The sequence below is a fragment of the Rhodoferax aquaticus genome, assembly GCF_006974105.1.
Taxonomy (GTDB): domain Bacteria; phylum Pseudomonadota; class Gammaproteobacteria; order Burkholderiales; family Burkholderiaceae_C; genus Allorhodoferax; species Allorhodoferax aquaticus_A.
The window spans coordinates 315,006-334,619 of sequence record NZ_CP036282.1 but is presented as its reverse complement, the minus strand read 5'-3'; the positions used below and the strand labels follow the sequence as shown (position 1 = coordinate 334,619).

At 60.0% G+C, this 19,614-nt stretch carries 21 protein-coding genes; 10 read left to right on the top strand and 11 right to left on the bottom strand.

The annotated features are described in order from the left end of the window. Window positions 1–35: 35 nt before the first annotated feature. Entirely contained in the window at window positions 36–329 is a 294-nt protein-coding gene (locus EXZ61_RS01585; protein WP_237219054.1) for a hypothetical protein, read from the bottom strand. A gap of 77 nt (window positions 330–406) precedes the next feature. Next, window positions 407–892, bottom strand: a complete 486-nt coding sequence (locus EXZ61_RS01580) for a hypothetical protein (protein WP_142808417.1) — start codon at window positions 890–892, stop codon at window positions 407–409. A 201-nt stretch (window positions 893–1,093) separates the two neighbouring features. Between EXZ61_RS01580 and EXZ61_RS01575 the strand changes: the two genes are divergently transcribed. Beyond that, a complete protein-coding gene (locus EXZ61_RS01575) occupies window positions 1,094–2,236 on the top strand; it encodes an MBL fold metallo-hydrolase (RefSeq protein WP_237219053.1) in 1,143 nt (380 codons plus the stop codon). 27 nt (window positions 2,237–2,263) lie between these two features. On the opposite strand, the gene EXZ61_RS01570 is transcribed toward EXZ61_RS01575, so the two are convergent. Together EXZ61_RS01570 and add are read right to left on the bottom strand one after the other, a co-directional pair. Further along, entirely contained in the window at window positions 2,264–4,471 is a 2,208-nt protein-coding gene (locus EXZ61_RS01570) for an OsmC domain/YcaO domain-containing protein (RefSeq protein WP_142808416.1), read from the bottom strand. Between the two features lie 160 nt (window positions 4,472–4,631). Further along, window positions 4,632–5,651 carry an adenosine deaminase gene (gene add, locus EXZ61_RS01565; RefSeq protein WP_142808415.1) on the bottom strand — a complete coding sequence of 340 codons (1,020 nt, stop codon included), beginning with the start codon at window positions 5,649–5,651 and terminating at the stop codon, window positions 4,632–4,634. A 165-nt stretch (window positions 5,652–5,816) separates the two neighbouring features. On the opposite strand from add, the gene EXZ61_RS01560 reads away from it, so the two are divergent. Both EXZ61_RS01560 and EXZ61_RS01555 read left to right on the top strand, forming a co-directional pair. After that, a complete protein-coding gene (locus EXZ61_RS01560) occupies window positions 5,817–6,428 on the top strand; it encodes a TetR/AcrR family transcriptional regulator (protein ID WP_201799105.1) in 612 nt (203 codons plus the stop codon). An 8-nt stretch (window positions 6,429–6,436) separates the two neighbouring features. Beyond that, window positions 6,437–7,480 (top strand): DUF418 domain-containing protein, encoded by a 1,044-nt coding sequence (locus EXZ61_RS01555; RefSeq protein WP_142808414.1) that lies wholly within the window; start codon window positions 6,437–6,439, stop codon window positions 7,478–7,480. 36 nt (window positions 7,481–7,516) lie between these two features. Here the strand turns inward: EXZ61_RS01555 and EXZ61_RS01550 are convergent, their stop codons facing one another. Beyond that, window positions 7,517–8,590, bottom strand: a complete 1,074-nt coding sequence (locus tag EXZ61_RS01550; RefSeq protein WP_142808413.1) for a DUF3616 domain-containing protein — start codon at window positions 8,588–8,590, stop codon at window positions 7,517–7,519. Window positions 8,591–8,752: 162 nt separating this feature from the next. On the opposite strand from EXZ61_RS01550, the gene EXZ61_RS01545 reads away from it, so the two are divergent. Beyond that, window positions 8,753–9,190, top strand: a complete 438-nt coding sequence (locus EXZ61_RS01545) for a universal stress protein (protein ID WP_142808412.1) — start codon at window positions 8,753–8,755, stop codon at window positions 9,188–9,190. Window positions 9,191–9,224: 34 nt separating this feature from the next. On the opposite strand, the gene EXZ61_RS01540 is transcribed toward EXZ61_RS01545, so the two are convergent. Together EXZ61_RS01540 and EXZ61_RS01535 are read right to left on the bottom strand one after the other, a co-directional pair. Then, window positions 9,225–10,220, bottom strand: coding sequence for a lactonase family protein (locus EXZ61_RS01540; protein WP_168224666.1), 996 nt, complete (start codon window positions 10,218–10,220; stop codon window positions 9,225–9,227). Between the two features lie 301 nt (window positions 10,221–10,521). Further along, window positions 10,522–11,400 carry a PA4780 family RIO1-like protein kinase gene (locus tag EXZ61_RS01535; RefSeq protein ID WP_142808410.1) on the bottom strand — a complete coding sequence of 293 codons (879 nt, stop codon included), beginning with the start codon at window positions 11,398–11,400 and terminating at the stop codon, window positions 10,522–10,524. A 117-nt stretch (window positions 11,401–11,517) separates the two neighbouring features. Between EXZ61_RS01535 and ribD the strand changes: the two genes are divergently transcribed. Genes ribD through EXZ61_RS01520 form a run of 3 tightly spaced genes read left to right on the top strand, consistent with a single transcriptional unit; the run spans window position 11,518 to window position 14,310 of the window. Continuing rightward, window positions 11,518–12,636, top strand: a complete 1,119-nt coding sequence (gene ribD / locus EXZ61_RS01530) for a bifunctional diaminohydroxyphosphoribosylaminopyrimidine deaminase/5-amino-6-(5-phosphoribosylamino)uracil reductase RibD (RefSeq protein ID WP_142808409.1) — start codon at window positions 11,518–11,520, stop codon at window positions 12,634–12,636. Window positions 12,637–12,653: 17 nt separating this feature from the next. After that, window positions 12,654–13,331: a DNA oxidative demethylase AlkB gene (gene alkB / locus EXZ61_RS01525; protein ID WP_142808408.1), complete on the top strand. Its 678-nt coding sequence runs from the start codon at window positions 12,654–12,656 to the stop codon at window positions 13,329–13,331. 7 nt (window positions 13,332–13,338) lie between these two features. Then, window positions 13,339–14,310 carry a type II secretion system F family protein gene (locus EXZ61_RS01520; RefSeq protein WP_142808407.1) on the top strand — a complete coding sequence of 324 codons (972 nt, stop codon included), beginning with the start codon at window positions 13,339–13,341 and terminating at the stop codon, window positions 14,308–14,310. 66 nt (window positions 14,311–14,376) lie between these two features. Here the strand turns inward: EXZ61_RS01520 and EXZ61_RS01515 are convergent, their stop codons facing one another. The 4 genes from EXZ61_RS01515 to EXZ61_RS01500 all read right to left on the bottom strand — a co-directional run bounded on the left by EXZ61_RS01515 (window position 14,377) and on the right by EXZ61_RS01500 (window position 17,442). Next, the gene (locus tag EXZ61_RS01515; RefSeq protein ID WP_142808406.1) at window positions 14,377–15,168 is read right to left on the bottom strand and encodes a substrate-binding periplasmic protein; all 792 of its coding nucleotides are present in this window, start codon (window positions 15,166–15,168) and stop codon (window positions 14,377–14,379) included. 119 nt (window positions 15,169–15,287) lie between these two features. Beyond that, complete coding sequence (locus EXZ61_RS01510) at window positions 15,288–15,938, bottom strand: peroxiredoxin-like family protein (protein WP_142808405.1); 651 nt, start codon at window positions 15,936–15,938, stop codon at window positions 15,288–15,290. After that, on the bottom strand, window positions 15,935–16,885 hold the full coding sequence (locus tag EXZ61_RS01505; protein WP_142808404.1) for a DMT family transporter: 951 nt from the start codon (window positions 16,883–16,885) through the stop codon (window positions 15,935–15,937). The genes EXZ61_RS01510 and EXZ61_RS01505 overlap by 4 nt, the downstream gene beginning before the upstream one ends. Continuing rightward, a complete protein-coding gene (locus tag EXZ61_RS01500) occupies window positions 16,882–17,442 on the bottom strand; it encodes a carboxymuconolactone decarboxylase family protein (protein ID WP_142808403.1) in 561 nt (186 codons plus the stop codon). The genes EXZ61_RS01505 and EXZ61_RS01500 overlap by 4 nt, the downstream gene beginning before the upstream one ends. Window positions 17,443–17,560: 118 nt before the next feature. Here EXZ61_RS01500 and EXZ61_RS01495 point away from each other — a divergent pair, with 118 nt between their 5' ends. The 3 genes from EXZ61_RS01495 to EXZ61_RS01485 all read left to right on the top strand — a co-directional run bounded on the left by EXZ61_RS01495 (window position 17,561) and on the right by EXZ61_RS01485 (window position 19,525). After that, complete coding sequence (locus tag EXZ61_RS01495) at window positions 17,561–18,463, top strand: LysR family transcriptional regulator (protein ID WP_142808402.1); 903 nt, start codon at window positions 17,561–17,563, stop codon at window positions 18,461–18,463. Between the two features lie 88 nt (window positions 18,464–18,551). After that, window positions 18,552–19,145, top strand: a complete 594-nt coding sequence (locus tag EXZ61_RS01490) for a uracil-DNA glycosylase family protein (protein ID WP_201799104.1) — start codon at window positions 18,552–18,554, stop codon at window positions 19,143–19,145. Then, the gene (locus tag EXZ61_RS01485; RefSeq protein ID WP_142808401.1) at window positions 19,145–19,525 is read left to right on the top strand and encodes a hypothetical protein; all 381 of its coding nucleotides are present in this window, start codon (window positions 19,145–19,147) and stop codon (window positions 19,523–19,525) included. The genes EXZ61_RS01490 and EXZ61_RS01485 overlap by 1 nt, the downstream gene beginning before the upstream one ends. Window positions 19,526–19,614 lie beyond the last annotated feature (89 nt).

Genomic DNA, 19,614 nt, shown 5'->3' with positions numbered 1-19,614 from the left:
GAGGCTTGCAGAGTCGCGTTGTGGTGGGACTCGCTTTAAGTGATTTTGAACACGGTGCGCACCACCTTGCCGCCGGACTTTTCTTCAAAAACGGCCCACTGCTTGATGCCTTTGACCAGCACCTGCTGACTCACGTCTTTCACCGTGCGCTTGGCCTTGAGCTTGCGCGTGATCCAGTCTTGCACATGGGGAAAATACTCGCCCTCTTTGCCCGAGGGAATCAAAAGCTCTTTTTCTCCAACCTTACCGGCGGAGGTGGTGAACAGTTCGGTAGCGGGCATAGGGGCAGGGAAAAATAAAGCAATGAAGGTGGCGTGGCGCAGCATCATATCTGCACGCCCTGCACGTGCTTGCTAGCAGCAGTTGCAACGGAAACTGATAGATTGCCCAGTGACGCACACCTTATTCACCCACGCTTACCGGGCAAAGTGCCCGCAGTCAGTAGCTTGCACTGCCGGTTGCGGTCTCGCCAAATCGCAAGCAAAACGCCCAGCGTCAACAGTTCCAAGAACCAGAAGAGGCCTGCGCTCAGAGACAGCGCGAGGTCCATTGCAAGGATGAAGAACACCACAAACCAGGCAAACCAAAAGACGTCGTGATGCAGGGTCTTGCGAAACTGCTGCAGCATCGCCGCTTGGTAGCGCCCGCAACGTGGGCAAGGCGCCAAGGGCCATGCGTGAGCCACCTTGCGTTCCAACTGGCGCAGCGCTTTGCTGTGCCCACGCCGCTTTGCGGCCTCCTGCCACAGCCCAAACACACCGATGCTGGTGCCCACCGCCTGCACCTCCCCCTCCGCCATAAACGAAGTCCCACAGTACTGGCAAGTGCAGTTCTTGCGCAACGGTTGCGTCAGTGTCACGGTGTGGTCGGTGCCAAAGAATAAGTAGTCCATGTGAGTCGTAAGCGAAAGCCCGGGAGAAGAATGCAGGGCAGTTTATGGTCAACTGCAAACAGCATCGTTTTCACACACTTGCGTATGCCACGATTCACTCGCGCCGGGCGGATCCCCCGTATAGCTCTGGGGCTTTTGCCGCAAGCCAGCACTGAGTTCGCAGCCCTCTCCTATGCTCGCACCCAGCTAAGGAAACCTCATATGCCCTCGCTCTTCCCCCCTATGCACCACGGTATAGCGCTGCTGCTCGCCAGTGCTCTGTGTATGGCCGCGCAGGCCAATCCCCATTTCGACCCCGCCAAGGCGCACCACACCCCCGATGGGTTTAAGAACAACTACATCGGGGCCATGGATAAACCGTTCAGTGAGTTGTTGAAGTGGCAATGGGAGGCGTGGCGGGGCGGGTTTCCACTGGCCGCCAAGGTGCCTACGCCGACACAAAGGCCAGATTTGCCCCGCATTCACAGCTACCAGCAAAGCGCGGGCGACAGCCAAGCCGGCCGCTCTGCCTCCACACCCGCGATTACGTGGATTGGCCACGCCAGTGTGTTGGTGCAGGCCGGGGGACTCAATGTATTGACCGACCCCATCTTCAGCGAGCGCGCCTCGCCGGTACAACTCTTTGGGCCAAAGCGGGTGGTGCCACCCGGCGTGGCGCTGGACGACCTGCCGCCCATCGACGTGGTGGTCATTTCGCACAACCATTACGACCATTTAGACCGCAGCAGTGTGGCCGCCCTGTTTGCCAAGGCCCAGGCGCAAAACCGTATGACTACATTCTTGGTGCCGCTGGGGCAAAAAACATGGTTCGAAAGCGTGGGCATCTCCAGTGTGGTGGAGTTGGACTGGTGGCAAAAACACACCGTGCGCGGGGTGGACTTTTACCTTACTCCGGTGCAACACTGGTCGGCGCGCGGCCTAGGGGACCGCAGCGCCACGCTGTGGGGCGGTTGGTCTGTGTTCGCTGAGGACTTGCATTGGTACTTTGGCGGCGACGCTGGCTATAGCAAGGACATGCTGGACACGCGTTTGCGCTTCGCGCAGCGCCACGGCGCAGAGCAAGGGGGCGGGTTCGATGTCGCCCTGATCCCAGTAGGTGCCTATGAGCCACGTTGGTTCATGCGCGAGCAACACATGAATCCCGCCGAGGCGGTGCAAGCCCACCTGGACCTGGGTGCCAAGCGCAGCATGGGCATCCACTGGGGCACATTTGCGCTGACTGACGAACCCCTGGACCAGCCCCCTATCGACCTTGCCAGCGCCAAGGCCGACAAGCAACTCACGGACACCGATTTCTTTGTGGTCAAAATCGGGGAGACCGTGGACTTGCCGCGGCGCAAATAAAGCGTTCCTGGGTAGGCGCCCAGACCGCTAGGTGCCGGATGCCGCCGCCGCGCGGGCCCGCGCCGTGTGCAATTTCTTGTAGCTGTCGATCAGGCGCTGGTGCCGCTCTAAGGTCTCCAGCTGCATGCCCGTTGGCGTCAAGCCGAAGAAGCGCACGCTGCCGTCCAATGCGCCCAACACTGCATCCATCCGGGGGGAACCAAACATCCGCCGGAAGTTGGCGATGTAATCGTCGAGCGCTAAATCTTCATCCAAGTGCACCTCCAGCACCACGTTCAAGGCTTGGTAAAACAGCCCGCGCTCGACCGTGTTGTCGTTGTACTGCAAGAAGGCGCCCACCAACTCGTGTGCCTCCTCGAACTGCTGCAAGGCGAGGTGGATCAGCAGCTTCAACTCCAGCACGGTCAACTGGCCCCACACCGTGTTCTCGTCAAATTCAATGCCGATCAAAGTGGCGATGTCGGAGTAGTCGTCCAGCTCGTTGTTCTCCAGACGATCCAGCAGCGCTTTCAGGCGCTTGTCGTCCAGACTGTGCACATTCAAAACATCGGCGCGGAACAGCAGGGCTTTGTTGGTGTTGTCCCAAATCAAATCATCGACCGGGTACACCTCCGAATAGCCCGGCACCAGAATGCGGCAGGCGGTAGCGCCTAGCTGGTCATACACCGCCATATAGGCTTCTTTGCCCATGCTTGTGAGAATGCCGAACAAGCTAGCGGCTTCCTCGGCGTTGGAGTTTTCACCCTGCCCAGAAAAATCCCACTCCACAAAATCGTAGTCCGCCTTGGCACTGAAAAAACGCCACGACACCACCCCGCTGGAATCAATGAAGTGCTCCACAAAGTTGTTGGGCTCCGTCACAGCCTCGCTGGTGAAAGTGGGCCGAGGTAAATCGTTGAGGCCTTCAAAGCTGCGGCCTTGCAGCAGTTCCGTCAGGCTACGTTCCAGCGCCACCTCTAGGCTGGGGTGCGCACCAAACGAGGCAAACACACCGCCCGTGCGCGGGTTCATCAAGGTGACGCACATCACCGGGTACACCCCACCCAGCGACGCGTCTTTCACCAGCACCGGAAAGCCTTGCTCTTCCAGGCCTTGAATGCCGGCCACGATGCCGGGGTACTTCGCCAGCACTTCGGGCGGCACATCGGGCAGTGCGATTTCGCCCTCCAGAATTTCGCGCTTGACTGCCCGCTCGAAAATCTCGGACAGGCATTGCACCTGGGCCTCGGCCAGCGTATTACCGGCGCTCATGCCATTACTCACAAACAGGTTTTCGATCAGGTTAGACGGGAAATACACCTGTGCGCCGTCCGACTGCCGCACATAGGGCAGCGAACAAATGCCACGCTCACTATTGCCTGAGTTGGTGTCGATCAGGTGCGAGCCGCGCAGTTCGCCATCGGGGTTGTAGATCTTTCTGCAGTAGTCATCCAAGATTTCTTTGGGCAGCGCGTCTTTCTTGCCGGGCTTGAACCAGCGCTCATTGGGGTAATGCACAAAGGCCGCGTTGGCGATGTCTTCGCCCCAATACGCACCAGCGTAAAAGTGGTTGTTGTTCAGGCGCTCTATGTATTCGCCCAAGGCCGACGCCAAGGCGCTTTCCTTGGTCGAGCCCTTGCCGTTGGTAAAGCACATGGGCGAGTGCGCGTCGCGGATATGCAGCGACCACACGTTGGGGACCAGGTTACGCCACGAGGCGATTTCAATCTTGATGCCCAGGGCCGCCAACACCCCCGACATATTGGCAATGGTTTGCTCCAGCGGCAGGTCCTTGCCCGCGATAAAAGTGCTAGCTTCAGACGACGGATTGAGGGTCAGCAAGGCCTGCGCATCGGCATCCAAGTTTTCGACCTCTTCAATCACAAACTCAGGCCCGGCTTGCACCACTTTCTTCACCGTGCAACGGTCAATGGAGCGCAAAATGCCTTGCCGGTCTTTGGCAGAAATATCCGCTGGCAACTCCACCTGAATCTTGAAGATTTGCTGGTAGCGGTTTTCTGGATCGACCATATTGTTCTGCGACAGCCGAATGTTGTCGGTCGGAATGTTGCGCGTGGAGCAGTACAACTTCACGAAGTAAGCCGCGCACAAGGCTGACGAGGCCAGAAAGTAATCGAACGGGCCAGGGGCTGAGCCATCGCCCTTGTAGCGGATAGGCTGGTCGGCCACCACCGTGAAATCATCGAACTTGGCTTCCAAACGCAGCTTGTCGAGAAAATTGACTTTAATTTCCATGGGGGCATTCCAAAATAGTGCTGCAAAACAGGGGCCAAGGGCTGCACAAGGGCAACGTGTGGGTCGAAGCCTGAAAGCCCGCGCTGGCCAAACTGCGGATTGCGGCGACTATAGACGAGGCTTGCAATTGCCCCTAAGAAACGAGCCCATCGCCAGTGCTTTACCAGCGTGCCAGCTTGTCCCGCAGCCCGCGTTTGATATCGGGGTTGGCAAAGCTAGCATCCACCGACGTTTGCGCCACCGCGCGCAGCACATCGTCGTTCCAGCCATAAGCCGCCTGGCACTGGGCGTACTCGCCTTCCAAACTCGCGCCCAGCAGCACCGGGTCATCGGTATTCAGTGACACCGGCACGCCGGCCAGGCGCAAGCGGTCGACCGGGTGGTCTTGCAAAGAGGGGTACACCCGCAATACCAAGTTCGACGTGGGGCATACGCCCAGCGGTATCTGCCGCTCTACCAGTAGCGCCACAAGCGCAGGGTCTTCAATAGCCCGCACACCATGGTCAATGCGGTCAGCCCCCAAGAGATGTATGGCATCCCACACGCCTTCGGGGCCGCTGGATTCGCCCGCGTGCACTGTGCGCCGCAGACCCGCGGCACCCGCTTTGGCAAACGCATCGGCAAACCGTGGCCCGGTGCGCCCCGCCGTGGCTTCGTTGCCATCCACCGACAAGGCGACGACGCGCGGGTGGCGCATGGCGATCAGCTGGTCCACGAGTTCGGCAGCGGCGTCACCCGTTTGGGTGCGCAGCACACTGACACACAGGCCCACAGGCGGCAGTCCGTCGTGTTCTGCGGCTTTGAAGCCTGCATCCAAAGCATCCACCATGGCAGGCAGGCGGCCATGCCATGCATCCCAATGCGTGGGGTTAAAAATTACATCGGCGTACCCCGCACCGCTGTCAGCCAAGCGCTTGGCGTAGCCGTAGCTCAGCTGGGCCAAGCGGTCGCGCGTATTGGCGAGGCCACAGGCCCAATCCAGAAAGTGCAAAAAGTCTGCAAGGCCCGCAAACTCAAACAAGCGCTCCTGCGGGCGTGGCAGGGCAATGCCCGCCTCTTGGGCCCACTGCGCCAAGACATGGGGCTCAAAGCACCCTTCCAAGTGCGCATGCACCTCTGCCTTGGGCAGGGCCCGCATGCGGGCAAGCTGCTCGGTGTTGGTCGATAAAACTGTGCCCATGGTGAACCCTTATGCAGTGCGACGTGGGCACCATTTTGCAGCGATTCAAAAGCTGCCTTATTGGCAAACTGGGATAGACGCTATATCCACCCATGCGCATCCACCTTTACATGATTCGCGAATTGAAAATGAACGGTCGTTCATTCATACATTACACTGCACCGTATGAACCAAGACCCACAACCCATGCGCCGCGAGCGCAGCACCGCGCAGCGCCGAGAGACCATTGTGCTGGCCGCCCTGCACTGCTTTGTAGAGAAGGGCTTTCACCAAGCCAGCATGCGTGACATCGCCACCCAAGCTGGCGTGAGTGTGGGCAATGTGTACAACCACTTCGCCGACAAAGACGCCCTGATTGCAGAAATAGCGGCGCTAGAAATGCAAGAACTGCATCCGTTGTTGGAGGCACTTGAGCACGCCGAACCGCTGGAGGGCTTGCTGCGCTTTGCCAAGCGATACGCAGCCATTTGCATGCAGCCCGACAACGTCATGCTGACCAGCGAGGTCATTGCAGAAGCGGCACGCAACCCGGCCCTTGCAGCGCTATTTGCGAAGAACCACGCCGTTTTGGTCACCGTGCTCAGCCGCACGCTGACGCGCGGCATGGACGTGGGCGCATTAGATGCCACGCTACCTCCCAGTGCGACGGCCGCGCTCATGCTGGACGCCATAGAAGGCCATGCACTGCGGGCAGCCTTGTTTGCCCCAAAAACAGCGGCCCTCAAGCGCGCCAATGAAGACCTTGCGACCCTGTTGCGCAAGCTGCTGACCCAATGAGCGAAGCCATGGGGACAGCACACACTGCACGCATCGTGGGCTTGGACCTGGCCCGCTGCCTTGCTTTGGTCGGCATGGTGATGGTCAACTTCCGCTTGGCGATGGGGGTAGACACTGGCCAGCCGAGTGGTTTACTGGCGCTGTTCAACGCCGTGCAAGGCCGCAGCGCCGCTACGTTTGTGGTGTTGGCCGGCATTGGCTTGGCCTTGGGTGTGCGACAACTGGACTACGGGGCCGCCGTGCACCAAACCTTGCGGCGCAGCGCTTTTTTGTTGCTCGTCGGCTTGCTCAACTCGCTCATATTCCCTGCCGACATCATCCACTACTACGCCGTTTACTTTGTGTGCGGCATTGCCTTGTTGCCACTGAGCCATCGCGCCTTGTTGGCGGTGGCGGCAGCCGTCACACTGGGCTTCCCTGTGCTGGCGATGGTCTGGGACTACAACTTGGGATGGAATTGGGCGACCCTGGACTATGTGGATTTCTGGACGCTGGGCGGCTTTTTTCGACACCTGCTGTTCAACGGGTGGCACCCCGTAGTTCCCTGGCTTGCATTTTTGCTGTGGGGACTGTTCTTGGCGCGCACCGCTTTGCATACAGCGCGGGTGCAATGGGCCATGGTGGTAGGCGGCGCAGCCCTGGCTGCATGTGCCCACGCTGTGTCAGCACAAGCCATCGCTTGGTGGCCCCAGCACGCGCAGTGGCTGGGGATCGCCCCCTTGCCACCCATGCCTTTGTACACGCTCGCCGGGGCGGGGGTGGCTAGCTGCGTCATTGGTCTATGTCTGGTGCTGGGCCAGCGCTGGGGGAAGTCGGCGGTGGTCCGCGTGGTCTTGCCCGCAGGCCGTATGACGCTGACCCTGTACATCGCGCACATCGTGTTGGGCATGGGCACCCTGGAAGCCATGGGCTGGCTGCGCGGCCAAAGCTTGCACCAAGTGGCTTGGGCGGCGGGCGTGTACTGTGCGCTGGCCATTGCATTCGCTTGGGTTTGGGCCCAGCGGTTCAGGCTGGGGCCGCTGGAGTGGCTGATGCGGCGTCTGACTGCTTAAACCACTGCGTGGTGCGCGGCACACGCCTGTGGTGCATTACCGGGCCAGTGTGAACGCCAACGGACCGCCATCGCACATGCCGTCTGACAGCACCAGCACCTGGTAAGTGCTGGCAGTCTCTTGCAGCACGGCCAAGGCTTCGGGCTTGAGCTCGGCATCACAGCTGCGCAACGCAACGCCACGGAGGTCCAGCGTGGCCAGGTGCTTGGTGCGCGCGCCTTGGGCGCTGGCTTTGCCGTCCCACCCGTGAATGGTCCACGCCACACCTTGGTTGGCTTTGCCATCGTCAGGGCCTGCCAATAGCAAAAAGCCGTCTTTCACGGCCACCATGTCGCGTATGCCGCGGTTCGCCCCCAAGGCTACCCGCGCCAACACTGGCTTGGGGTCACCCGCACCAAACAGTGCCTCGGCGTCCACCGAAAGCACCATGGCGGTGCCCTGCAGAACCGGGGCTCTGAAGCCAAAGTACAAACGCCCGTCACGCACGGCCAAGCCTTCGATGTTGATGCCCTGCTGCCCAGGCTCGGAGCCCAAGCATTTCCCATCGCCCACGTAAGCACTCAAGCCCGGCACCGACTGCATCACCGACCAGAGGCGACCGGTGTCCGCCACCGGGCCCGCTTGCGCCTTACCCGTCTGGGGATCTAGCGCCATGCGCACCACATGCCGGCTATCGGGATTGCTGGCGCAATCCGACCGCTTGGCCGAGTGCGAACCCGTGACATACAGATAGCGGCCATCGCTGGCTGCGCCTTCGGCGTCCAACTCACCATCACCACGGGCTAATTCCACCGGCTGTGGATCCGGCAGCAGTTGCCCGTCACGCGCCACGGCATAGCGCGCTTGCACGCCTTCGTCAAAGGCCATGAGACACACACGCTCGCCCTTGGCGTTCAAGTTGCAGGCTAGGCCACTGACCGAGCGGCGGGTTTTCAGCGCCTTTTTGTCTTTGAGCGCAAACTCAAACCCTGCCCCCGCAGACCATATGCCGCCTGCAGGTGCCACCCGCGGAGCGGGGGCCTGCGCCATGGCCCCCATGCCGCTCCCCAGGGCCAAAAGACACACCGCAACGTGGGCGGCGCGCGTTAGCGAAACACGGTGTATAGACATACTTTGAACTCATCCGTTGCATCAAACATGCGGCGAGTCTACCGAGACTAGGCACCACTCAGTCAAGCATCCATTAGGGTCTGACCACACTTGCACGCCAGTGCGGCACGGCCTATGCTTAGCTTGCCCATCTGCACTCTCCCACTTTTCAGGAGGCTTCTTATGTACAAGCGAATTTTGTTGGCTTACGACGGCTCACCCAGCGGTCAAAAAGCACTACTTGATTGCCAAGACCTAGCCCAGTGGTCACACGCAGAGTTGGCGCTAGTCGCCGTGCTCCCTTTGCATATTGGCCTAGTCGCCACCGAAGCGGGGGTCTACGACAGCGGCATGATGGAGCGCGAAAAACAGGCCATGCAAGAGGTCTTGGACGAAGGCCTAGGCCGCCTTAAAACCGCCGGCCACCAAGCCAGCGGCACTCTGCTGCACGGTGACACGGTCGAAGAAATCACCGAATACGCCAAGAAGATCAAGGCCGATTTGATAGTGGTGGGCCACAAACACTTAGACGGTTGGGCCGCTAGATGGTGGAAGAGCTCTGTGTCCAAAACCCTCATTGCCCACGCGCCCTGCAGTGTGCTGGTGGCTATTACCCAGTAGTCACCTAGCAGATCAGACAGAGTAACGCCCGGCGCTAAAAGGTGCTGGCTATCGCGGACACCGAGGCACCGCCCGTGGCATAGCTACCGACCACGGTCAGTGCACCGGTATTGGCGTTGACAGTAAAAGCTGTCACGTCATTGCTTACTTCGCTTCCCACATACAACAAGCTTTCGCCCGTCGCGGGCGCGTAAATGGACAAAGGCCGAGCACTCGCATTGGGTAAAACAAACGGACTTCCTGTCAACGCGGTCAGCGAGCCATTGGCATTGATGGTGTAGCCCGACACAGTATTGGTGCCGTAATTGGCCGCATACAAGAAGCTCTTGTAGCGGGCCAAGCCACTGGGTTGATTTAGCCCTCCGGCGCTGTAAGGGCTGCCCACCGTGGAAGCCAGCGTGCTGGCACCGCCAGAAAACCCAGAAATGCTGCTGGCCCCACTGGCGCTGTTGGCCACATAGACAAAGCTGCCGTAAACCAACACTGCGCTGGGGTTATTGCCCACGGTGTAAGTACTGGCTGCTGTGAGGTTGCCAAGGTTGTTGGCGGTGTAGGACCTCAGACTTCCGGGGGTTGTGTTGTTTGCCACATAGACCGCACTACCTGCCTCCCCAGACGCCAAGGCGCGCGGATTGGTCCCTGCGGCTACCGATGTCCCCGACACCAAGTTTCCACCCACAGACTCGTACTTGTTGACTGTTGCCTCGCCACTATTGCTCACGTAGACATAACCCAACTGTGACTGCAACACTTGGTAGGCGCCGCTGGCCCCTCCGCCAGCCCCAGTTTTCAGAGCCGTGCCAACCGCTGTCAACGCACCGTTGCTCGATTGAATGCTGTAGTTCGTCACACTACCATCCACCGTATTGGCAATGCTGGCCAAGCTACCAGACGCATGTACCACGATGGACTGCGGCTTATTGCCTGTGGCCACAGGGCTTCCCACGGTCGTCAGCGCGCCTGTGCTGGCGTTGACCGAGAAAGTTGTGACCGTATTGGAGTTCGCATTGGTCGCGTAGACAAGTCGCACCCGTCGGTCCCCGGAGCTACCCGAGGCTGAACCGCTGCCACCTCCGCCACAACTTGCGAGGAATACTGCCAACGAGATACAGGTCACTGCACTCAAAACGGACTTGCGTGTGCCATGGGAAGTAGAAAGGAGTCGCATAGTGATCAAAATGAATGGCCGCAAACGCCCTAAAGGCCTGAACACCCGGGGCGGAGCGTGAAAGATGGTGCTGAGCCTACCTGCAAATGCGCATCGCAAGCATGCGCAGCCCCCCTGAATTACCCACTGTTACTCGCTGAGCACAAAAAGAGGATCGCCGGGGCTACACGCCCCCCGCCATGCGCAACCTGCGTGCGGCATCCTCCGCACAGGCGTCGTCAATCTCGCGCAGCACCGCTTGCATGTCCACGTCGGCATTTTGGCGTTGGAATTGGCCGGTCAGCACCGTCTCATTGCTGAGCAAGCCCGCTTGGTACAGGCTCCAAATTTCTGGGCCGTAGTCCGTCTGGCGCAAGGCGGGGGCAAATTGGCCAAAGAAGTCACGCAGGTTGGCCACATCGCGCAGCAGCATGCGTTGGGCGTGGTTGTTGCCTGCAGCATCCACCGCCTGTGGCAGGTCAATGATGACTGGGCCGTCTACACCCTCTTGCCCATCCACACCCGGCGTATGCGCCAACAGAATATTGAACTCAGACAAGTCGCCATGTACCACCCCGGCGCACAGCATGCGCACCACCTCCCCAATCAGCGTGGCATGGTGGGCCAAGGCTTGCTCGGGGGTGAAGGCTACATCGTTCAAACGTGGCGCGGCATCCCCCTCAGCATCGGTCACCAGCTCCATGAGCAGCACACCTTCGTGAAAGTTGTAGGGCGTGGGCACCCGCACGCCTGCAGCGGCCAAGCGGTACAGCGCATCCACCTCAGCACTTTGCCACGCGGCCTCTTGCTCTTGGCGGCCAAAGCGGCTGCCCTTGGCCATGGCACGGGCGGAGCGCGAGCTTTTGACCTTGCGGTTTTCGGTGTAGTCCACCGCTTGGCGAAAGCTGCGGTTGGTGGCTTCTTTGTAAATCTTGGCGCAGCGGGTCTCATCGCCACAGCGCACCACGAACACCATGGCCTCTTTGCCACTCATGAGCTGGCGCACCACCGTGTCGATAAGGCCTTCTTCGATCAAGGCTTGGAGTCTGGGGGGAGCTTTCATGCAAGGGCTTTAGGTTAGAACAGTAGGTGATTGTGACCTGCGCTGCACCGTGAGCCGCTAGACTTCTACGCCAAGCCCCTACAAACTACTGCTCCCCCTGCAACGAGACACCCCACCGTGATTGAAGACGCATTACAACTGGCCGCGCAAGGGCGCACCTTGAGCCCACCCAACCCCTCGGTGGGCTGCATCATTGCCACCGCGGACGGCACCGTACTTGGCCAGGGCCATACCCAACAAGCAGGCGGCCCCCATGGCGAGGTCATGGCCTTGCGCGACGCCGCCGCGCGGGGCCACTCCGTAGTTGGAGCCACGGCTTATGTCACGCTAGAACCTTGTTCCCACCACGGCCGCACAGGCCCGTGCTGCGACGCACTGGTGGCTGCGGGCATTGGCAAAGTGGTGGCCGCCATGGCCGACCCCAACCCCTTGGTGGCTGGCCAAGGCTTCGCCCGCCTGCGTGCAGCCGGGGTAGAAGTTGAAGTGCTAGCGCCCACCGACCCACAGGCCCTGGCGGCCCGCGCACTCAACATCGGCTTTTTCAGCCGCATGGTGCGCAAAACCCCCTGGGTGCGCATGAAAGTGGCCGCGTCCTTAGACGGAAAAACCGCCTTGCCCAACGGCGTGAGCCAGTGGATTACCTCCCCTGCCGCGCGGGCAGACGGCCATGCGTGGCGCGCGCGCGCCAGTGCTGTGCTCACAGGCATAGGCACGGTGCTGCAAGACCAGCCCCGGCTCGATGTGCGCTTGGTGCCCACCCCACGACAGCCCCATGTAGTGGTGGTAGACAGTGGCTTGCAGACGCCCCCCAATGCTTCTCTTTTTATAGCTGGTCGCGCAGTCTATATCTACGCTGCAGCCCAAAATGCCGAGAAACAAAGGGCATTGGAAGCCGCAGGCGCCACCGTTATCTACTGCCCCGGCCACCATGCCGACGGCACGCCCACCGGCAAGGTCGACCTGGCCGCCCTGCTGCGCGACCTGGGCCAGCGCGAGATCAACGAAGTGCATGTAGAAGCGGGCCACAAGCTCAACGGCTCGCTGGTGCGTGAAGGGCTGGTGGACGAATTTTTGGTCTACCTCGCCCCGCTGCTCATGGGCCAGGGCAGCGGCATGGCCGACTTTGGGCCGCTAACCGAACTCAGCGGTGCCACCGCGCTGCAATTCACGAGCATTGAGCAAGTGGGCCCTGACCTGCGGGTGCTGGCGCAGGTGCAAGGGCGCGATCAGTTTTAGCCGCTAGCGCGCACACCATGGACCTGTTTGACGACCTGCCGCTGCAAGACACCGCGCCGCAAACCATTGCGCCGGGTGCGGTGCTCTTGCCGGGTCTAGCGCGTGCGTGGGACGATGCTCTGCTACACGCCGTGGACACCGTGCTCAGCCAGTCGCCACTGCAGCACTTGGTCACGCCCGGGGGCTACACCATGTCGGTCGCCAGCACCTGCTGTGGGCCGCTGGGCTGGGTGTCGGACGCGCAGGGCTACCGCTATGGCGCGCTCGACCCGCGCAGCGGACAACCCTGGCCCGCCATGCCACCGGTGTTTATGGAATTGGCACAAGCGGCCGCTACACAGGCGGGCTACAGCGGCTTTCAACCCGATGCCTGCTTGATCAACGAATACGTGCCCGGCGCGCGGCTCTCGCTGCACCAAGACAAAGACGAAAAAGACCTGCGCGCGCCCATCGTCTCGGTGTCTCTGGGCTTGCCTGCCATCTTCCAGTTTGGCACCACCCAGCGCAACGGCCCCACGCAGAGGCTGCGCTTGGTGCATGGCGACGTAGTAGTCTGGGGCGGCCCCTCGCGGCTGGCTTTTCATGGCGTGCTGCCGCTGGCCGATGGCCACCACGCGCGCGTGGGCCGCAAGCGCATCAACGTGACGTTTAGGCAAGTGCGGCCGAAGCGACAGGTTCAGCACGACATCAACTAAACCGCGCATGCCATCGCCACTGTCCAGCCAAGTTCGGTCCAGCCTGTTTGCCCAACTTGCGGCCATGGAAAAAGCAGGGCTGCCAGCAGACCGCGCATGGGCCCTCATCCAACTGCCCAAGGTGCCACAGGCCCACATGCAGGCGGTGTCCAACGCCATTGCACGCGGCGCCAGCCCTGCAGTTGCGGCGCAAAAAGCAGGCCTATTCACGCCCTTGGAAGCCAGCTTGGTGCGCGCAGCGCTGGCGGCAGGCAGCCCCTTGCACGTGTACCAGCGCTTGGCGCAGACCTGTGGGCAGCGCGCCATCAACGAAGGCAAAGTGCGCTCTGGCATGGTCTTGCCCGCAGCGATGCTAATCCTCGCCTTGCTCATTGGGCCAGCACCACAGCTTGTGGCGGGCACCCTGACTGCGGGGGCCTATCTGCTACACGTGCTCAAACCCCTGCTTGCACTTGCGGGCCTTTTCTATGTGTTCAAGCAGGCCAAAGCGTCGGCGAGCGCGAGCGCCTGGCCCTTGAAGCTACCTTTAGTTGGCAAAGTCATTGCTAGACAAAACGCGCTCTACTTCTTTGAAAGCTTGGCCCTGCTGCTAGAGGCGGGCGTTGCCATGTTCGAAGCCCTGCCCACCGCCGTTGCCAGCATTGAGAACGCACGCATTCGCAAGGCCTATGCCCAACTCAAACCCACCATGCAACGCGGTGCGCCACTGTCACAGGCACTGGTGCAGAGGATTGCAGCCCCCATGTACTTGGGCCATGCAGACGTACTCGAATTCATCGCCACCGGCGAAGCCAGCGGCACGCTGCCAGAGATGCTGTTTCGGCATGTCAACGCTGAGGCAGAACGCTTGGCCCTGTATTGGTCCAACGTTGCCGCATGGGCACCACGCATTGCCTATGCATTGGTTGCGGGGTGGATGGCGTATGGCTTGCTGACGGGGGACGCATTGCGGGTGCAAGATGTGAGTAAGCTGTACTGAAATGGGTAGAGGTTTACTCAGTCTGCCCCGCCTGCAATGCCTACATCGGCGGGTCCCTTCCCATCGTTACAAGTCCTGAGCGATACCGTATTTTTTGAATATGGCGGACAACTCACCGTTGGCCTTTAATACCTTGAACGCTGCGGTGATGCGCGCATCCACGCCAGGGTCCAGCTTTTTCGACACCACAATAAAGAGAGGCTGAGGTTCCAGGGAAGTGGGCAGCACCCGTAGTTTTTCGCTAACCATGGGGTCCCGCATTTGCGCAGCCATCAGGTAGTCGATGTTGTAGTAAAAGCGCCCACGCTTGAACACCAACTTGCGCAGATTTGCGGCATTGTCCGTACTGCTGTCATCCACCACAACGCCTAGCTGCTTCAACCTGTCGGCGAAGACCGTGCCGCGCCGCACGATCACCGGATGTTCCAGAGACAGAGTTTTGAGCTGCTGCAAATCGCGCAATTGCTCGATGGGGTCATCAGCGCGCACGGCAACCACCATGTGGCTGGTCGTGATCTTCTGGGCGTATCGCACGATGCCATCGCGGTGTGGACTCTGGCCAAACCCACAGTTGATGGCGTCGGTACCAAGCGCTAAGGCCTGCTCGTTGAGCGACAGCGAAAGCACTTTGTTAGCACCTCGAATTTGCAGAGAGGGATCAACGCGCTCCAGCGCGGCATACAAGTCGGGACAGACACCAGAAGCCACTCCGTCCTTCACCACAAAGAATGGCTCGGAGTCCCGCGCCGAGGTACTTAACTCTGTGGCTTGGGACGCAAAGCCAAACAGTACAACTTGAAGCAACGCGCAACCCACTGCCGCCCGCGCACGCAAAGCCCAACACCGTGTATCTCTCATCGCACAACTCCTTGCAATCCGTATGGGCTTGCGCCAATCCTTGGGTCCTCCATTGCGCCCACACCAAAAAGTTGGCGTTGGACATGACTTAGGACGCTTGGTTTGACGTCATAGCTTTCCTAAGCCAACGATCTGAGCAGCTGCAGTATGTCTACGGGCTCCGCACGTTGGCGGTAGTCGGCCTCCACATGCCGATAAATCACTTCGCCCTCGGTATCAAAAACAAAGGTAGCAGGCACGGGTAACACCCACTGCCCATTTCCGTTGAGACTTGGCAGGTCATTGCCAACGCTGGCGTACATCTGCGCTAGGTCTGGTGGCAATGTGAAGGCAATACCAAAAGCGTGTGCAGCAGCGAGTGATGAGTCGCTCAACACTGGGTACGCCAAGGCATTTTTCTCTTTCGTGCTCAAAGACGCATCAGGCAGTTGTGGCGATATGGCAATGAGCTGCGTGTGTACGGCCGCAAGCTCGGGCAACAAGCGTTGCCACTCTCGCAGGGTCAAGTTGCAGTACGGACACCAACCGCCCCGGTAGAAAACGACCACAGTGCGCTTGCCAGCGTGAAGCGCTTTGAGTTGGACAGGGCTTCCTGTTGCAGACAACAGTTCAACGCTTGGGAGGCTTTCCGCCATGCCGAGTGCGGTGTGCTCAATGCCACTGGCCTGGAGCTGGGCCGTAGCGCTTTCCATCATCGCCACCCGCTCTGGCGCAGCGCGCTGTTTGAATCCGGCTTGATAGTCCGAAAGTTGGGTTTTCAGTAGTGTCATGAATAGCTCCGTTGGGAAAGATGGTTGGGATTAACAGGCAAGGGGGTGGCCTTTGCAGGGGAGCCAGTCACGGTCCATACCAAGCCAGCAATCGACACCGCAAGGCCTAGCAACTCCAAGCCAGAGGGCGTGTGGTCGAGCACTGGCCATGCAAGCAGCGCTGCAATGCCAGGTGCTAACGCAGGAAACACGGCAGCACGCGCGGGCCCCAAGAGTGACACCATTTTGGAATAGGTGTACAGCGTGCCGACGCCGGCAATCACACCCTGGATCAGCGCTTCGGTCACCACAACGGCGGTGGCCGTTGCCAGCAGCCGATCCACACCCACGATGCCGACGTACAAAGGCACATAAGTGATCAATGCCGAAAATGAAATGACTGCGGTGCTTGTCAGAGGGTTGAGGCCGTTCTTGCGCATGACGATGCCAAAGCCCGCCCACAAAGTACCTGCCGCTATGAACAATGCGTCTCCCCACAGGGCTTTACCCACTAGGCTGGAGAGTTCGAGCCCGGAAAGAATGACCAAGCCCATGATGACGATGGCGATTCCACTGAGCTTGCGCAAGGTCAGCCGGTCTTTCAAGAACCACACCGACATCAGCGTGCCCATCACGCTCATCGCCGTGAATGGAAACACCGCGGCGTGGCTGGCCGGGGCCCACTGCAAGGCAGTGAACATCAAGAGGCCAAAAAGCGGCCCTGCCAATACGGACACGGCAAGCCATGCCCGCCATTGGGCAAAAAACGCTGCGGAGTCCGCGCGCACGACTCGCACCAAAACGGGCAATGTGAGTGCACCCGCAATCGAGAAGCGCAAGAAGGTCATATCGACTGCGCGCATGCCGTGGCCAATGCCCCAGCGCGCAAACACGGTGTAGAGCGCGCCAATACTGGCCGCCGCAAGCCCCACGGCAATGCCCTGCAACAGGCGGCGGTCGGTGCTCATGCTGTTGCGAGCTCGCGAACGTCAGCCAGCGCCACGGCTGCTGGGAAATCCACTGGGATTTTTGTGGTGCTGTGCAAGTAGTTGCTGATGGTTTTGTCGCCAATCACCACCATCACATCAACCAGGTTGCCCTCGCTCCAACCTGCAGCAAAGAACGCTTGGACCACAGCGTTGTCAGCATGGCCACGGGTTTGTGCCACGTTGCGCACCAGACGGGCCAGTGCATCTAAGCGCGCGTCGAAGGGTGCTGTGCCTGCACGAACCTGCAGCACTTGTTCTTCGGTAAAACCCACCATCTTGCCCAGCATGCTGTGGGCTGCGAGGCAGTAGGCGCACTGGTTGACTTCACTCACGGCCAAGTTCACCACTTCGCGGGCCTTTGCGGACAGCGAGCTCTTGGCATTCTGCAAAGTCAAGTAGGTAGTCAGCGCGGTGTCTGAATGCGCAATGGTCGCGTACAGGTTGGGCACAAACCCAAGGCCTTTCTTCAGGTTGTCAAAGAGCGCCTGGTTGGCGGGAGAAACTGATTCATAGGTGGGAACAGCTACGGTTTTCATGGGGTGTCCTTTCGAGACGGGTTGTTGATGGACTGAAGTGTCTTCTTGTTCCCAAATCAGCGGTAGCCTGAAAAAATGACTAACATCCATTCCACTCAGGAATTAATAGGAGCCATCTGTGGACCGCCTACAAACCATGCAGACCTTTGTCCGGGTCGTGGAGACCGGCAGCTTTTCGGCCGTGGCGCGCGAGCAATCCACCACGCAAAGTGCGGTGAGCAAGCAAGTTGCAGCGCTTGAAAAATACCTTGGGGTGCGCCTGCTGGCGCGGTCCACCCGTTCGCTCAGCCTCACAGACGAAGGGCTACGGTACTTCGAAGAAACCCGGCGCTTGGTGGGCGAAATCAGCGAGGCGGAGGCGCACTTACGCCAAGGCGAACGCACCCTGTCAGGCCCGCTGCGTGTGGCCACTGCGGTTGGTTACGGTTTGCGCGTACTGCTGCCGCATGTGCAATCTTTCATGCAATTGAACCCAGACGTGCAACTGGACTTCAAGCTCGATGACGGCTATGTGGATCTGGTGGAACAAGGTGTCGACGTAGCCGTGCGTTTGGGGGCACTGGCAGACAGCACACTCATTGCCCGTCGGGTGGCAACCTCCCAACGCTTGCTCGTAGTCGGAAAAAAATACATCAAGAAGCTTGGCAAGAGCAAACCCCTGCCCCGTGTACCGCAAGACCTTTTGAGCCACGACTGCCTCATTTACACCGGCCTGCGCACACGGAACAACTGGGAGTTCAGCACCGCGGACGGGTCGTCCGTAGCAGTGCGGGTACACGGCCCCATGCAAACCAATAGCTCTGAAGTCCTGCGCGCATCGCTACTGGCCGGGGCGGGCATTGGCTACATGCCGGACTGGACCTTTGCCGACTTGCTGGCATCGGGTGAGGTGGTGGTACTGATGCCGCAATGGCAAGTGCCGCCTATTCCGATTCATTTGGTTAGCCCAGCAGCGCGCAAACACTCGGCCAAGGTACGTGCCTTTAACGAGCATATTGCAAACGCGCTCCGCGTAGAGTGAGCCACAAGGATCAGAACCCATCAACCAGTGACGCAACGCGGGTACACCAGCACATGGAGCGCGCGGTACTTTATGCAAAGATGCACCCATGATGACACCTCCACCACTTGCCACCCTGCTGCGCGACGTGCGCGCCTGTACCCAATGCGCTGAACACCTGGCAGACGGTGTGCGACCCGTACTCCAAGTGGATAGTGGCGCCCGTATTTTGATAGCTGGGCAGGCCCCTGGGCGCAAAGTACACGCCAGTGGCGTACCGTTTGACGATGCGAGCGGCGAGCGGCTTCGTAGCTGGATGGGGATTGGGCCAGACGTGTTTTACGACGCTACACAAGTTGCTATCCTGCCTATGGGGTTTTGTTACCCTGGAACCGGTAAATCTGGCGATCTGCCACCGCGCAAAGAATGCGCCCCCCTATGGCGCGCGCCCTTGCTAGCCGCCATGCCGCGCATTGCGCTGGTGTTGGTGATTGGCCAGTACGCACTCGATTGGCACCTGCCGCAATGCGCAGGCGCAACGCTCACAGATACCGTGCGCAACTGGCGCAGCTTCGGGCCAGGCGTGTTGCCACTGCCGCACCCTAGCCCACGCAACAACATCTGGCTCAAAGCAAACCCTTGGTTTGTTGCAGACGTAGTCCCTAACTTGCAAGCGAGGGTGTCAGAGATACTGAGCAAATAGTGCGCTACGCGAGCCAACGTGAAGCACTGCCCACTGCCGTTGTCAGCAACGAAAACGCAAGTAGCAGTAAGGCGTATGCCCAACTCCAACCCACCATGCAACGCGGTGCACCACTGTCACAGGCACTGGTGCAGAAGATTGCAGACCCCATGTACTTGGGCCATGCAGACGTACTCGAATTCATCGCCACCGGCGAAGCCAGCGGCACGCTGCCAGCGATGCTGTTTCGGCATATCAATGCTGAGGCGGAACGCTTGGCCCAGTATTGGTCCAACGTTGCCGCATGGGCACCACGCATTGCCTATGCAGTGGTCGCTGGGTGGATGGCGTATGGCTTGCTGACGGGGGGTGGATTAGGCACGCGGATTACAACGATTTAGCAAAAAATCAAGGGCGACGAAACACCGCTTGTATGCGCGTCACACCTAAAACGGACGACAGCAATGGGCTGCAAGCGGTCGGTCAGATT